The 14468-nt window shown below is 67.8% G+C and carries 9 protein-coding genes; all 9 read right to left on the bottom strand.

Annotated elements, in window-relative coordinates:
• The coding region (pyc, locus tag BM175_RS21730; RefSeq protein ID WP_090966847.1) for a pyruvate carboxylase at positions 1–3456 on the bottom strand (3456 nt) is incomplete at its 3' end.
• Positions 3457–3579: 123 nt separating this feature from the next.
• Entirely contained in the window at positions 3580–3975 is a 396-nt protein-coding gene (locus tag BM175_RS21735; protein ID WP_090966849.1) for a VOC family protein, read from the bottom strand.
• A gap of 123 nt (positions 3976–4098) precedes the next feature.
• Entirely contained in the window at positions 4099–4989 is an 891-nt protein-coding gene (locus BM175_RS21740) for a DMT family transporter (protein ID WP_090966851.1), read from the bottom strand.
• A gap of 306 nt (positions 4990–5295) precedes the next feature.
• Positions 5296–6354 carry a Gfo/Idh/MocA family protein gene (locus BM175_RS21745; protein WP_090966853.1) on the bottom strand — a complete coding sequence of 353 codons (1059 nt, stop codon included), beginning with the start codon at positions 6352–6354 and terminating at the stop codon, positions 5296–5298.
• Entirely contained in the window at positions 6351–7136 is a 786-nt protein-coding gene (locus BM175_RS21750; protein ID WP_090966855.1) for a ThuA domain-containing protein, read from the bottom strand. The genes BM175_RS21745 and BM175_RS21750 overlap by 4 nt, the downstream gene beginning before the upstream one ends.
• Positions 7137–7200: 64 nt before the next feature.
• Positions 7201–9909 (bottom strand): malto-oligosyltrehalose synthase, encoded by a 2709-nt coding sequence (treY, locus tag BM175_RS21755; RefSeq protein ID WP_090966857.1) that lies wholly within the window; start codon positions 9907–9909, stop codon positions 7201–7203.
• A complete protein-coding gene (malQ, locus tag BM175_RS21760) occupies positions 9906–11765 on the bottom strand; it encodes a 4-alpha-glucanotransferase (RefSeq protein WP_090966859.1) in 1860 nt (619 codons plus the stop codon). Before malQ ends, treY begins: the two co-directional genes overlap by 4 nt.
• Positions 11765–13642 carry a malto-oligosyltrehalose trehalohydrolase gene (treZ, locus tag BM175_RS21765; RefSeq protein WP_090966861.1) on the bottom strand — a complete coding sequence of 626 codons (1878 nt, stop codon included), beginning with the start codon at positions 13640–13642 and terminating at the stop codon, positions 11765–11767. The genes malQ and treZ overlap by 1 nt, the downstream gene beginning before the upstream one ends.
• 190 nt (positions 13643–13832) lie before the next feature.
• On the bottom strand, positions 13833–14468 hold a 636-nt coding region (locus BM175_RS21770; protein WP_175526971.1), incomplete at its 5' end, for a putative zinc-binding metallopeptidase.

The raw sequence follows: 14468 nt of genomic DNA on the forward strand, positions 1-14468 counted from the left end.
GGCGAATACGACGAGCAGGTCCTTGGCGTCGATCTGGTCGCCGGCCTTGACGTGGACGGCTTCCACCGTGCCGTCGGCTTCGGCGTGGAGCGCGGTCTCCATCTTCATCGCCTCGATGGACAGGAGGACATCGCCGGCCTTGACGCTCTGGCCGGGCCGCACGGCCAGCGTCGAGACGACGCCCGGCATCGGGGCCGCGACATGCGCCGCGTTGCCGGGTTCGGCCTTCGGGCGCGCGGCCCCCGAGCCGTTGCCCCTGGCGCGGTCGGGCACCTTGATGCGGCGCGGCTGGCCGTTCAGTTCGAAGAACACCGTCTTCTTGCCCTTCTCGTCCGTATCGGCCGAGCCGAGCGAGCGGATGACGAGCGTCTTGCCGGGCTCGAGGTCGACGAGGATCTCCTCCTCCGTCTCGATGCCGTAGAAGTAGTTCGGCGTCGGCAGGGTCGAGACGGGACCGTAGGTGTCAGCGGCAACTGCGAAGTCGGTGAAGACCTTCGGATACATCAGGTAGGAGGCAAATTCCTGGTCGCTCACCTTGCGGCCGAGCTTCTCCTCGACCTTCGCGCGTTCGGCGTCGAGGTCGGCGTCGGGGATCAGCGATCCCGGGCGCACCATGATCGGCGCCTCGCCCTTCAGGGCCTTGCGCTGCAGCCCTTCCGGCCAGCCGCCGGGGGGCTGGCCGAGATCGCCGTGCAGCATGGAGACGACGGAGTCCGGGAAGGCGATGTCGCGCGAGGGGTTCTCGACGTCAGTGACGGACAGGTCCTGCGCCACCATCATCAGGGCCATGTCGCCGACGACCTTGGAGGACGGCGTCACCTTCACGATGTCGCCGAACATCAGGTTCGCCTCGGAATAGGCCTTGGCCACCTCGTGCCAGCGCGTGTCGAGGCCGAGCGAGCGGGCCTGTTCCTTCAAGTTGGTGAACTGGCCGCCCGGCATCTCGTGGAGATAGACTTCCGACGCCGGCCCCTTCAGGTCGCTCTCGAAGGCGGCATACTGGTTGCGCACGGCCTCCCAGTAGAAGGAGATGCGACGGATCGCGTCCTGGTCGAGGCCGGGGTCGCGCTCCGACCCCTTCAGCGCCTCGTTGAGCGAGCCGAGGCAAGCCTGCGAGGTGTTGCCGGATAGCGCGTCCATCGCCGCGTCCACCGCGTCGACGCCGGCATCCACCGCCGCGAGGATCGTCGCGGCTGCGATGCCGGAAGTGTCGTGCGTGTGGAGGTGGATCGGGATGCCCACCTCCTCCTTCAGCGTCCTGATCAACATGCGGGCGGCCGCCGGCTTCAGGAGGCCCGCCATGTCCTTCACGCCGAGGATGTGCGCGCCCGCGCGCTCCATCTCCTTGGCGAGGCTCACATAGTACTTGAGGTCGTATTTCGAGCGGGCGGGATCGAAGAGATCGCCCGTGTAGCAGATCGCGCCCTCGCACAGCTTGCCGGACTCGATCACCGCGTCGATCGAGACGCGCATGTTCTCGACCCAGTTCAGGCAGTCGAAGACGCGGAAGAGATCGACGCCGCCGGCGGCCGCCTCCGCGACGAAGCGCTTCACGACGTTGTCGGGATAGTTGGTGTAGCCGACGCCGTTGGAGCCGCGTAGCAGCATCTGGAGAAGGATGTTCGGCGCCTTTTCGCGGATCGCGCTAAGGCGCTCCCACGGATCTTCGGTCAGGAAGCGCATGGCGACGTCGAAGGTCGCCCCGCCCCAGCATTCGAGCGAGAGAAGCTGCGGCAGCGCTCTGGCGTAGGCATCCGCGATGCCGACGATGTCGTGGGTGCGCACGCGGGTCGCGAGCAGCGACTGGTGACCGTCGCGCATCGTCGTGTCGGTGACGAGCACTTCGGCCTGCGCGAGCATCCAGTCGGCAAAGCCCTTAGGCCCCAGTTCCTCGAGCCGCTGGCGCGAGCCGGGCTGGATCGGCCGGTCGAAGCGCGGCGCGACGGGCCTGCGGGCGTCCGCCGGCGGCTTCGGGCGCCCGCGCGTCTCGGGATGGCCGTTGACGGTGACGTCGGCGAGATAGGTCAGGAGCTTCGTCGCGCGGTCCCGGCGCTTCACCTGCGCGAAGAGCTCGGGCGTCGTGTCGATGAAGCGCGTCGTGTACGAGTTGTCGGCGAAGGCCGGGTGCGTGATGATCGCTTCGAGGAAGGTGAGGTTGGTCGCGACGCCCCGGATGCGGAACTCGCGCAGCGCTCGGTGCATGCGCGCGATCGCCTCCTCCGGGCTCGGCGCCCAGGCCGTCACCTTTTCCAGGAGCGGGTCGTAGAAGCGGGTGATCACCGCGCCCGAATAGGCCGTGCCGCCGTCGAGCCGAATGCCAAAGCCCGTCGCGCCGCGATAGGCGGTGATGCGGCCGTAGTCGGGGATGAAGTTCTGCTCGGGGTCTTCCGTCGTGATGCGGCACTGGAGGGCGTGGCCGTTGAGACGGATGTCCTCCTGGCGCGGGACGCCGCTCTCAGGGGTCCCGATCGCGTGCCCGTCGAGGATGTGGATCTGCGCCTTCACGATGTCGATGCCCGTCACCTGCTCGGTGACGGTGTGCTCGACCTGGATGCGCGGGTTCACCTCGATGAAGTAGAAGGCGCCGGTGTCGGCATCCATCAGGAACTCGACGGTGCCTGCGCCCACATAGTTCGTCGCCGCACAGATGGCGCGCGCGTAGGACGCGAGCTCGCGCCGCTTCGTGTCATCAAGATAAGGGGCCGGCGCGCGCTCCACGACCTTCTGGTTGCGCCGCTGGATCGAGCAGTCGCGCTCGAAGAGATCGACCACCGTCCCGTGCGTGTCACCGAGGATCTGCACCTCGACGTGGCGGGCGCGTTCGACGAGCTTTTCGAGATAGACCTCGTCCTTGCCGAAGGCGGCCTTGGCCTCGCGCTTGGCCTCGGTCACCTCGCGCGCGAGGTCCTCCGGTTTGCGGATGGCGCGCATGCCGCGCCCGCCGCCGCCCCAGGAGGCTTTCAGCATCACGGGATAGCCAATGGTCTCGGCGAGACGCTTGACCTCCTCCATGTCGTCGGGCAGCGGATCGGTCGCGGGCACCACCGGCACGCCGACTTGCGTCGCGAGGTTGCGCGCGGCCACCTTGTTGCCGAGGCGGCGCATCGTGTCGGCCGTCGGGCCGATGAAGGTGATGCCGGCCTGCGCGCAGGCATCGACGAATTCCGGGCTCTCCGACAGGAGGCCGTAGCCCGGATGGATCGCGTCGGCGCCGGACTCCCTCGCGACCCGGATCACCTCCTCGATCGACAGGTAGCTCTCGATCGGCCCGAGGTCGCGGGACAGATGCGGGCCGCGCCCGACCTGGTAGCTCTCGTCCGCCTTGAACCGGTGAAGGGCGTACTTGTCCTCCTCCGCCCAGATCGCCACCGTCTTCAAGCCCAGCTCGTTCGCCGCGCGAAACACGCGGATCGCGATCTCGGAGCGATTGGCGACAAGGATCTTGGATATGGGCACGAACGCTCCCCCCGGACTTCGCAGATTCTTCAACTCGCGAGCTAAATACGAAACCGCGTCCGTTGCAATGCAGCAAGCGCAGCGCGGAAGGATCGTCCGCGATCGAACACCGGGCGACAGGTCTCAGGCGAAGCGCCAGCTGCGCTCCAGCACCTCGATCTTGTAGCCGTCCGGGTCCGCGATGAAGAAGAAGCGCGCCTTGCCGCCGCTCAGAGGCGTCAGCTCGCGGATGCCCTGGGGCGCCAGACCTTCGGCTTCCAGACGCGCCCGCTCGGCCTCGAGGTCCGCGACGCTGACGGCGAGATGGCCGTAGCCATCGCCGAGGTCGTAGGGTGTCGCGCGGTCCTTGTTGACCGTCAGCTCCAGCTCGAAGCCGGACTCCGCGTTCGACAGGTAGATCAGCGTGAAGGTCTCGAAGTCGATGCGATCGGCGATCTCAAGGCCGAAGGCTCGCGTGTAGAACTCCACCGAGCGCGCCTCGTCGCGAACGCGGATCATCGAATGAATGAGCTTGGCCACGATACGGGCTCCTGTGCTGCCGGTTGGGCAGCGGGGGGATAGGCCGATGGCCGGACAAAACGAAGCCCGCCGGCGCGAGGCGCGGGCGGGCTTTCGAAGATCATGTGGGAGTGCGGCGCAGGATCAGGCGCGCAGCAACCGGGCTCGCCAGCTGCGGGCGGGCGTCGCGCTCGTGGACCCGCCACCCAGCGTCGACAGGCCGCAGAAGCCGACGAGCGCCATGCCGGCGACCGCGATCGGATCGGGCACCTCGCCGAAGAACAGAGCGCCGAGCACCGCCGCCCAGACGATCTGGCTGTACTGCGTCGGCGCGATCTGGCTCGCCTGCGTGACGCGGGCCGCCATGACGATCGCGATGTGACCGATGCCGGCGCAGAGGCCGCCGAACACGAGGATCGGCATGTCGCGCACCGTCGGCACGACGAAATGCGGGATCATCGCGAGGCCATTGACGCAGACTGCCGCTAGGAGCACGGCGCCGACCAGCGTCAGGCGCTTCTCGGTGGGTCCGAGCGTGCGCAGGATGATGACCGTCAGCGCGCCGACGAAGGCGCAGGCCAGCGCGGCCAGATGCCCGAGCGACAGGGCGTTGAAGCCCGGACGCACGACGAGGAGGACGCCGGCCAGACCGCCGAGGAGCGACGCCCAGCGCCCGAGCCCGACGACCTCCTTCAGGAAGATCGCCGAAAGCACGGCGACGAAGACCGGCAGGAGGAAGATCAGCGCGTAGGCCTCGGCCAGCGGCAGCGAGACGAACGCGTAGGTCGCCGTCATGCCGCCGATCGTGCCGGTCGCCATGCGCGCCAGCACCAGCCAGGGGCGCTTTGGGGTCACGATCGAGCGCCAGGTGTCCTCGGGGCGCTTCGACAGGAGCGCCGGGAACAGGGCGAACAGGGAGATGAAGAAGCCGATTTCGAAGACCGGCATCGAGGAGGAGCCGAGGGCCTTGGCGGCGGCGTCCGAGCAGGAATAGGCGAGATAGGCCAGGAAGGCGAGAAGGATTCCGGTATGCATCGCAGTGCGGCTTCGAGGTGCGGGAACAGGGACGAGCCGGCGTCGCGATCTGGCGATCATCTGCCCCGTAGGGCGCGTTTTCGTGTTGAGGCGGTCGGCATGCGCAACATCGCGCATGACGGTTGATAGTCCGTTTATCTCGGCTGCGACAACGCCGCCAAATGCCTGATTCCGATCATCTTCTCTTACCGAGCGGCATGACGCGTGATGACGCTTCGTGCCCCGCCGTCATTGCGGCGAAAGCATGGAAACGGCATGTCGGCCAAAAGAAATGCGGAGGTGTTGCAGCTCAGCGAAGCGTGCCGCTCATAGCGCTTGGAGCCAGCGCCCTTCCCGGTCCGAGACGAAGCAGAGATCGAGAAGCTTCTGGATCTCGGCGGCGTGCCGGAAGTCCGGCTGGCCGTTCTCGCCGGTCATCAGCGCCATGGCGAAGCGATGCTCGTTGCGCGGCGTGACCGGGCATTCCACGGGGCGCCAGGTCTGCGTCTCGATGTCCGCGCCGAGACACGCCTCGAGCCGCGAGTCCTTGTGGTTCGCCCAGATGCGCAGCGCACCCCTCTCGCCGTAGATCGCAAGGTTCAGATCGTTGAGATTGCCGGTGGCATAGCGCGTCATATGGACGGTGCCGAGCGCGCCGTTCTCCATCTCGACCGTCATCGCGACGCTGTCGTTGACGTCGAGCGTGTAGGCCCCAATCGCCCCGCCCTCGGCCTTGTCGTAGGTCTTCATGCGCGCCTGAAGCGCGGCGACGCTGAGCGTCGTGCCGAAACAGGCGAAGTCGAGGATGTGGATGCCGATGTCGCCGAGCACCCCTTTCGAGCCGTGCTGCGAGGACAGGCGCCAGAGCCAGCGCTCGTCGGTTCGCCAGTCGCCCCAGTGCGGGCTCGTAAGCCAGCTCTGGAGGTAGCTTGCCTCGAAGTGCCGGATGGTGCCGATCCGGCCATCCTCGACCAGCCGCCGCGCCATCTGGATCGCGTGCGCGTTCCGATAGGTGAGGTTCACCATGTTGACGAGGCCGGCGCTCTCCGCGGCTTCCGTCATCTCCATAGCGTCCGGGTAGTTCACCGCCAGCGGTTTCTCGCAGAAGACCGGTTTGCCGGCCGCGATCAGCTTGAGGCTCGTCGCCTTGTGCGCGCCGTCCGGCGTCGAGTTCACAGCGGCGTCGAAGGCACCCCATGCGATGGCGTCGTCGAGCGAGCCGAAGGCTTCGGGGATCGCATGCTCCTCGGCGAAGGCGCGGGCACGTGCCTCGTTGGTGTCGACGGCGGCCGCCAGTCGGCATCCGGGAATGGTGGCGAAATGCTCGGCGTGGCGATGAGCGATTGAACCCGTGCCCAGAATCAGGATGCGCTTGTCACCGCTCACCGGAAGCCCTCCTCCCCGGCCTGGTGCAGCGACAGGCCCTTCTTGACGATCCGCTCGCGCGCCTCTTCGATCGGCACGTTCGGCGCGTTGGAGACGTCCTTCCAGGGCCTCGCGGGGTTGTTGGCCCAGTGCACCGCGTTGCGCAGCACGGTCTGGACCTGCGCGTCATGGTAGATCGGATAGGTCTCGTGGCCGGGCTCGAAGTAGAAGATCCGCCCGGCCCCGCGCTGGTAGGTCAGCCCCGAGCGAAAGACCTCGCCGCCCTCGAACCAGGAGACGAACACCGTCTCGAGCGGCTCGGGCACCAGGAACGGTTCGCCGTACATCTCGGAGTTCGGAAGCTCGATCGCCTTGTCGATGCCCTGCGCGATCGGGTGCGACGGGTTGATCACCCAGAGCCGCTCCCGCTCGCCCGCCTCGCGCCAGCGCAACGAACAGGGCGTTCCCATCATCCGCCTGAAGATCTTCGAGAAGTGGCCGGAATGGAGGACGAGGAGTCCCATACCCTCGTTCACCCGCTGCTGCACGCGATCGACGATCTCGTCGGAGACTCGGCCATGCGCCTTGTGTCCCCACCAGATGAGGACGTCGGTCTCGTCGAGCCGCGACTGCGGCAGGCCGTGCTCGGGCTCCTCGAGCGTGGCGGTCGTCGCGTCGATCCCGCCGTCGCGCGACAGCGCGTCGGCGATGGTGCGATGGATGCCGTGCGGATAAATCGACCGCACGGCCTCGTTCTCGTTCTCGTGGAGGAACTCGTTCCAGACGACGGTGCGGATCGGCATGGGCGTTCCTTCCAGATCAGGCGGATGCGAGGGCCGGCGCGGCAGCTGTCGCCGCCGGGCTTTCTCAGTCGGCTATCAATAGTGCGACCGGCAGATCGGCCAAGAGGCGCGAGAGCGGCAGCGACGCCGCGCCTGACACCGGCTTGAGGTTGAGAATGTCCTCGAACCTCGCGCCCGACAGCTGCGACGGCAGCCGCACAGCGGTATCGCCCCACGCAGCGGGATCGGGCATCGGCATCTCCGCCCGGTCGCCGAGGAGGCCGAGCGCCAGGCGCGGCACCACCGTGACGGCGAACCGCCCTTCCCGGTCGCTGCGCGCGAAGGCGAGGACGTGGTCCCGCTTCTCGCCCGTCACCTCAAGCGGCATGTACTTGCCCGTCGTGAAAAGCTCCGGCGCCTTGATGCGCGCCTTGAGGGCGGCAGCCGTCAGCTTCGCCTTGACCCGGCCGTCCCGCCAGTGCGGCAGCGCCTCGGCGACGCCGTGCCCGTCGGTCATCGCGGCCTCGCGGGCCTTGAAGTCGATCTTGCGACGGTTGTCGGGGTCGACCAGGCTGAGGTCGTAGAACTCGGTGCCCTGATAGATGTCCGGCACGCCGGGCGCGGTCAGCTTCACCAGCGTCTGCGACAACGAGGTCAGGGCACCGGCCACCACGAACGGCTGGACGTCGCGCCAGAACGCCTCCAGGAAGTCGCCGCTGCCGCTCTTCGACAGGGCGGCTTCGACAAAGCCTTTCAGCGCCCCCTCATAGGCCTCATCCGGCGCGGTCCAGGTCGTGAAGCGCTTGGCCTCGCGCGCCGCCTTCTCGGCGAAGGCGGCGAGACGGTCCGACAGTTCCTTGCGCATCGCCCCGTCGGCCGGGTCGAAATCGGCGGGAATGACGCCGACGAGGGCCTGATAGAAGCCCCATTCGGTCGCCGGGTCGGGGGAGACCCCGGTCTCGCCGATGTCCTTGCGCCAAGGCGCCAGCGTCTCGGCCGCCTTCGCCGCGATCTCGGCCCAGCGCTCCGGCGCCTCGCTGATCGTGTACTGGCGTGCGCGGGCGTCCTCGCCGCGCTTGGTATCGTGCGTCGAGGAGGCCATCAGACCTTCGGGCTGGTCCTCCAGCCGGATCGCCATCTCGCGGTGGAAGGCCGGCACGTCGGCGCCGTAGTGATCCGGCTCGCCGCCCACCTCGTTGAGGGCGATCAGGCGGTTGTAGCGGTAGAAGGTCGTGTCCTCGACGGCCTTCGCCATGACCGCGCCGGTGGTCTGCTGGAAGCGGCGGGCGAAGGTGAGCGCGCCCGTCACGTCCTGCCCGTCCTCGAAATCGAGCTTCAGGAGCCGACCGACGAAGGCGACCGGCCGGTTGGCCTCGACCTCGCGCCGGGATTGGGCAAGCGCCACGGCGTCGTCGATCACCTGGATGTCGGGCTCCGGCACCCCGTCGACGCTTGCATAGGTGCGATAGACCGGTAGCGCGGCCGCGACCTCGACGATCGAGCGCATCATCGCGTCGCGCCCGAAGTCGCGCGTGTCGAGGTCGCGCGCGGCGACCGATAGCGCCGTATCGGTGAGGAAGGCGAGTTCGCCCGCGAGATTGTGGCTGAAGATCAGGCGCTTCTGCTCGACGATCATCTGGCGGAGGTCCTCCTCCGTGCCGATGAAGTCGGCATAGGCCTTGGTCATCGCCTCCTCCCTGGAGGCATCGACAAAGAGGCCGGAGAGCGCCGTGATGAACTCGTAGCCGGTGGTGCCAGCGATGTTCCAGTCGCGCCGCAGGCGCTCGGGACCCGTCAGGATCTTCTCGACATGGATCTTCACGTCGCGCCCGATCGTCTCGAAGGCGCGGTGAAGATCGGCCAGATAGTTCTTCGGGTCGGCGACGCCGTCGACATGGTCGATGCGGATGCCGTCGAGCCGACGCTCGCGGGCCAGCCGCAGGATCGTGCGGTGCGACTCGCGGAAGACGCGGCGCATTTCCTGGCGGACGCCGATCAGGTCGGCGATCTCGAAGAAGCGGCGATAGGACAGCTTCTCGCGCGCCAGCCGCCACCATGCGAGGCGCCAGGCCTGCGCCTCGTGCAGCGCGTGGAGCGCGTCCTTGTCGGCGTTGATCGCCGCGACGCCGGCCTTCAGCGCCGCCAGAAAGGCGGGATCGGCCACATGCTCGGCGAAACGCTCGTTCAGTTCCTCGCCGTCAGCGGGCACGGCGGCCGAGAAGCGACGCACCATGCGGTCGCGCTCGGGATGATCGACGAAGGCGAAGACGTGGCTGAGCGTGCGCGGATCGAGTGGCAGCTCGTAGCCGCCGGCCGAAAAACGCAGCTCGCGGCGATCCTCGTTGTAGACGACCGAAAGGTCGCCGTCCTTCAGCGCCTCGCCATAGGGCTTGCCGAGGGTCGGGACGAGAATCTTCTCGGCCTCCCACGAGATGTCGAAGGTCTGCGCGAAGTGGCTGTCCTGCCCCCAGCGCAGGACGTCTTCCCACCAGGCGTTGGCCGGCGAGACGCCCATGTGGTTGGGCACGAAGTCGAGGATCAGCCCGAGATCGGCGGCGCTCAGCGCGTCCGACAGCGTGTTGAAGCCGTTGTCGCCCCCGAGGTCTTCCTCGAAATGGTTGTAGTCGACGACGTCGTAGCCGTGCGTCGAGCCGGGCGAAGCCGCGAAGATCGGCGAGGCGTAGAGGTGGCTGACGCCGAGCGTCTGGAGATAGGGGATCAGGTCCCGGGCTTCCCCGAAGCCGGTGCCCTCGCGGAACTGAAGGCGGTAGGTGGCGACGAGGGGTCGGCTCATGCGGTCTCCGGTCTTTCCTGACGCATCGCGCGCGCCATTGCCTGGAAGCGTTCATCCGAGGCGAGGTCCTCGAGGGCCACGTCGGACCGGATGCGCCAGTTGGGATATTCGTCCATCGTGCCGGGCAGGTTGGGCTGGCGCTCGGCCAGAACCATGTCCTCGACCTGAACCGCAAAGAGCATCGAGCCGGTGCGGGCGCCGAAACGGTGGACGGCGAGCGCAAGATCCTGTCCAAGCTCGGCCGGCAGGTCCCCCTCGCCGCGCGCCGCCGCATGCCATTCGGGCGGCAGCAGGTTCTCGTACTGGAGCGCCGCGAGCAGCGTCATGCGCTCGCGCGCCCGGCCTTTGAGGTCTCGCGCCGTCGCCGCCTCGTCCTGGCGTCCGGTCTCGGAGCGCAGCTTGATATCGGCGCCGCGCCACCAGCCCGCGAGGGTCGCGAGATCATGGGTCGAGACGCAGGCCAGCGAGCGCTCGGGATATTCGCCGGTCGCCTTGAACAGCCCGTCGTCCCAGCGCTCGAAATAGAGCACCTTGTAGGCGAGGATGTTGGCGTCGTGCATCACGTCGCGGAAGCCTTCGGGCACCGTGCCGAGGTCTTCGCCGATCACCAGGCACTGGTTGTCCTGCGACACGCGCGCGAGGGCATCCACCATCTCGCCCAGCGGATAGCGGACGTAGCCGCCGCCGCCGGAGCGGCTGGTCTCGGGGATCCACCAAAGGCGCGCAAGGCCCATCGCATGGTCGATGCGGATCGCGCCCGCGTGCTCCATCAGCGCGGCATAGGCCGAGGCCAGCGGCGCGTAGTGGCGCTCGGCCAGCGCGCGTGGCGACAGCGGCGCGAGCCCCCAGTCCTGCCCGTCGGAATTGAACATGTCGGGCGGCGAGCCGACGCGTGCCTCGCGGACGGTCAGTTCGGGATCGGCCCAGGTCTCGGCGCCGTCCGGCGACACGCCGACCGCGAAATCGAGATAAAGCCCGATTGCCATGCCGGCGGCCTTGGCGCGGCGCTGCGCCTCGCCGAGCTGCCGGTCGCATTCGAACTGCAGCCACTCGTGAAAGAGGACGTCCTCCGCATGGCTCGCCTCGAACGCCTTCACGGCATCGCTCGAGCGCTTGTGGAAGGCCTCCGGCCAGTTGTGCCAGCCGGCACTGCCTCCCTCGCCCCGCATGTGAGCGGAGATCGCCTCGAACAGCGCGAAGTCGCGAAGCGCGGTGCCGCCCTTTTCCTGAAAGGCGCGGAAGGTCTCGTCCGCGTCGAGCCCGCCGCGCACTGTCTCGAAGGCCTTCCGCAGGAGCCGATGCTTCAGGAGGCCCATGGCGGGATAGTCGACGAGATCGTCGCCGAGCGCCTCGAATGCGGCCGCGTCACTCTCGCGCGCCTTCGCGATCGCCTCCGGGCCGCCCGCCAGATCGTCGACGGCGAGATAGAACGGATTGATGAACCGCCGGGTCGAGGGCGAATAGGGGCTGTAGCGACCGGCGTCCGACAGGAAGAGTGCGTGGAGCGGGTTGACGCCGACGAAGCTCGCGCCCTCGGCCGCCGCGATCTCGGCGAGATGGCCGAGGTCCTGGAAGTCGCCGATCCCGAGGCTGCGGGCCGAGCGGAGCGCGTAGAGCTGGCACGTCACGCCCCAGCGCTTGGCGCGGGCGGCGTCGGGCAGCGCGCAGGCGAGCGACGGGCGGTGCTCGGCCTCGCTAAACGCCCCCGCCTCGCCAGACGCGGGATCGACCTTCAGCGCCTTCAGGAGCGCCGACTTCGCCTCGTCAGGGATCGCCTTGGCCTCCCCAAGCTCGGACTTGTAGCGGATCTGGATGCCGTGGCTATCGGCGAGATCGTCGAGCTGAACACCAGCCATCACTGCACCCCGCCGAAGAGTTGCCCGTCGGCGAGCGCGAAGACGACGGTCATGGGCGGCACGCGGCCGGCGCTGAGCTCCTCGTGCGACTGCTTGTGGTTGGCGTAGACGATCTCGGCGCCCGACAATCTGGCCGTGTCGAGGCCTTCCGGAATGGTCCATGCCTCGTCCGACAGATTGGCGAAGAGGTGATAGACGCGACCGGGCTGCAGTTCCCAAGATACCACGAAGCCGAGACCGTCCACCAACGACTTGCCGCAGCCGCCGCGCGCGCCGTCGAGCAGCGGCATCAGAACGTCCTGACGCTGCTTCAGAAGCTTCGTCGTGACCTGCAGGCGACGGCGCTGGATCGGCCGGGTGACGAGATCCCAGTCGATCCGCGAGATCTCGAAGGTGCGCTCCGAGTTCGGGTCCGGGAAAACCTCGGCCGCCTCCTCGTCCTCGAAGGCGGCGAACTTGCGGAACTCCTTGCGGCGGCCCAGCGAGACCGCGCTCGCCAACTCGCCGTCGAAATCGGTGAAGAAGCAGAAGGAGTTGCAGTCGCCGAACTCGTCGCCCTGGAACATCAGCGGGATCTGCGGCGACAGGAGAAGGATCGCCTGCACGCAGTCGTAGATGCGCGCCGACGACAGGGAGCGCAGGCGGTCGCCGAAAGCCCGGTTGCCGATCTGGTCGTGGTTCTGGATGAAGTTGACGAAGGCCGTCGGCGGCAGGTGCGCCGACGGGTTGCCGACCTCCCGGTCGCGGTGCTTCGACATGTCGCCCTGGAACACGAAGCCGGTGGCGAGCGAACGCGCCATCTGCGCGGCGGTCTCGCGCGTGTAGTCGGAGTAGTAGGACTCCTGCTCGGCCGTCGCGAGGACATGGGCCGTATGATGGAAGTCGTCGTTCCATTCGCCCGATACCAGAGGGATCGAGCCATCCTCGCCGCGCTCGATATGCCAGGTGATGTTGCGATCGTCCTCGGTGGTGATGTGGACGTGACGATCCGACATCACCTCTCGCACCCGCGCGGCGAGTTCCTTCACGAGCGGCGTGTCGGTCGTGTCCTTGATCGAGTCGATCGCGTCGAGCCGCAGGCCGTCGATCCGGTACTCGGTCATCCAGTAGAGCGCGTTCTCGATCATGAAGTCGCGCACCGGCTTCTCGTCATAGGCGATCGCCGCGCCCCAGGGCGTCGAAATCTCCTGATGGAAGAACTCCGGGATATAGGAGGGGATATAGTTCCCGTCGGGTCCGAAGTGATTGTAGACCACATCGAGGAAAACCATGAGGCCGCGCTCGTGCGCGGCGTCGACGAGGCGCTTTAGCCCCTCCGGCCCGCCATAGACCTGATGCGGGCAGTAGAGGAGCACGCCGTCGTAGCCCCAGCCACGCTGGCCGCCGAACTGAGCGACGGGCAGGAGCTCGATCGCAGTGATGCCGACGTCTCTGAGATAATCGAGCTTCGGAATGATGGCGTCGAACGTGCCTTCCTCGGTGAAGGTGCCGACATGCAGCTCATAGAAGACGCATTCGTGCCACGGCCGACCCTTCCAGTCGGCGGTGCGCCACTGGTGGGCGCGCGGGTCGACGAGCCGCGACAGCCAGTGCACGTCGCCGGACTGGGCGCGCGCCGCGGGATCGGCGACCAGCGTCTCGCCGTCCAGACGGTAGCCGTAGGACATGCCGGGCCCGATCGAGGTCGCGACCGTCTCCCACCAGCCGTCGTCCGACTTCGTCAGCGGTTGGAAATGGTCGGGCTCCGTGGAATCGACCTCCGCCACGGCCAGTTCGACGCTCTTGGCGCTCGGCGCCCACAGACGGAACCGGCTGCCCTCGGGAGCGTAGCGTGCCCCCCAGCTCGTGTCGAAGGAGAAGGTGTCGCCGCCGCTCATGCCCGCTGTGCCTCATGTCGATGGGGGAGCGGGCACGCCGAGCGCCCGCGCTGAACGCCGCGCCGGATCCCCCTCGGTGCCCGGCCAGCGTGTGGGTAAGTGGAGCGTGGGCGCCGTCCGGCAGGGGCCGGGCGACGCTTTATTGCATAGCGGGATAAAAGGATCTCACCCCGCGTCGTGGTGGCTCTCCTCAGGCGGCGACGGGCTGCTCGGCGGACGCCGCAGCGCCGGTCGCCGGAACGGGCTCGACGGGCGCCGCGCGCTCCGCCGGCCGGGCGGCGTGACCGATGCGGCCGTGCACGAGGTCGTGGATGAAGCCGAGCTTGCCGATGACGGTCGGCGACAGGACGAACGGGTAGAGGTCCTGCAGGCCCATCGCACGGTTCATCGAGTTCAGCGCCTGGCTGACGGCGAGCCAGCCGTCATTGATCTGCTCGATCGTGGTCGCCTCGTCGTAGACCTTGAAGTCGAGGTCGGTCGTGAGGATGCCGTCGCGGTCGAGCCGCGGATGGATCGTCATGCCCCAGGACCCCGCAACCTCCAGCGAATCCACGATGTGGAGATAGTGCGCCCAGGTCTCGGCGAAGTCCTCCCACGGATGCACCGCGGCGTAGGACGATACGTATTCCTCCTGCCAGTTCGGCTTCGGCCCGTTGGCATAGTGCGTCTTCAACGCCTCGCCGTAGTCCTGGCGGTCGTCGCCGAAGATCGCTCGGCATTCGTCGAGCGCGCCGCCGTCGCGCACCAGGATGTCCCAGTACCAGTGGCCGACCTCGTGTCGGAAATGGCCGAGCAGCGTGCGGTAGGGCTCGCCCATCGCGGTGCG

The sequence above is a fragment of the Aureimonas phyllosphaerae genome (assembly GCF_900113065.1).
Classification (GTDB): Bacteria; Pseudomonadota; Alphaproteobacteria; order Rhizobiales; family Rhizobiaceae; genus Aureimonas; species Aureimonas phyllosphaerae.